This is a genomic window from Bacillus cereus group sp. N21, from assembly GCF_016483395.1.
GTDB classification, from domain to species: domain Bacteria; phylum Bacillota; class Bacilli; order Bacillales; family Bacillaceae_G; genus Bacillus_A; species Bacillus_A pseudomycoides.
In genome coordinates this window covers 1-1,151 of the sequence record NZ_JAEHBX010000198.1, presented here as the reverse complement: position 1 = coordinate 1,151, position 1,151 = coordinate 1, and the positions used below count along the sequence as shown (strand labels likewise).

Here is a 1,151-nt window from a genome sequence, read left to right as displayed (position 1 = left end):
AGCCAAACAGCTATAGCTAAGAAATATAAGCTGAAAAGTAGAACACAGTTAATGAATTGGGTCCGGAGATATCAAGAAACAGGCGATATTTCAGACTTGCGGGGAAACAACGGCGGCAATAACGGCTTAAAAAACCTCTTGAAAGGTCGTCCTCGTACGAAATTCGATAGTGTGGAAGAAGAATTGGAATACTACAAGGCGCAGGTGGCTTATTTAAAAAAGCAGTATCCAAATCTATAGGAGGTGTTCTTGCTCAAACGGCTAAGTACGAGATTATTGAAGAACTACGTTCTCGATATAAAGTAACCTGGCTGGTCGTCATTGCGCAGTTAAATCGATCTAGCTACTATAAGTGGCGCTCAACATGTACGCAAAGACAATTACGCCTTTCAAAGGATCATACATTGCGTGAACAGATTCAAGCCATTCACATAAAACACAAGGAATACGGTTATCCTCGCATGAAAATCGCCTTACTAGAGGCTGGATTTTTAGTGAACCACAAAAAAGTATGTAGACTTATGCGAGAACTTCAAATTCAATCAATCATCCGTAAAAAGCGACGCTTTTTTAACGGGAAATCCTCAAAGGTTTTTCCGAATGTAGTAGAACAACAATTCCGAAACCGCAAACCAAATGAGGTACTTGTCACAGATATCACTTATTTGCCATTCAAAGATAAATTTCTCTATTTCTCGGTCGTTCAAGACATTTATAACAATGAAATCGTTGCTTGGAAACTCTCACATCGTAATGATTTACAACTTGTCCTAAAAACGTTAGATTTAGCAGCACAAAAAAGAGATGTGTATGGAACCATCATCCACTCAGATCAAGGATTCCAATATACATCTCATGCTTATTACCGTACGCTTCAACAGCTAGGCGCCATCGGCAGCCACTCCCGCAAAGGAAACTGCCATGACAATGCTTGCATTGAATCATTCTTCTCTCATTTTAAATCTGAAATGTTTTATCTTAATTATTATCAAACAAAGGAAGAACTAATTCAAGCTATTGAAACATACATCTATCATTACAACTACAAACGATTCCAAAAAAGGCTTAACCATCGAGCTCCGATTGAATATCGAATCTCGATGGCTGCATAGTCTTTTTTTACAGCTGTCCACTTGACGGGGGTAAGACCA

The 1,151-nt window shown here is 38.8% G+C and carries 2 protein-coding genes; both read left to right on the top strand.

Features of this window, described 5'->3' with window-relative positions; translation table 11 throughout:
- Positions 1-240: transposase (locus JDS96_RS30445; protein ID WP_199669089.1), on the top strand; the 240-nt coding region annotated here is incomplete at its 5' end.
- Positions 183-1,112: an IS3 family transposase gene (locus tag JDS96_RS30440; protein ID WP_141525841.1), complete on the top strand. Its 930-nt coding sequence runs from the start codon at positions 183-185 to the stop codon at positions 1,110-1,112. The genes JDS96_RS30445 and JDS96_RS30440, both read left to right, overlap by 58 nt.
- Positions 1,113-1,151 lie beyond the last annotated feature (39 nt).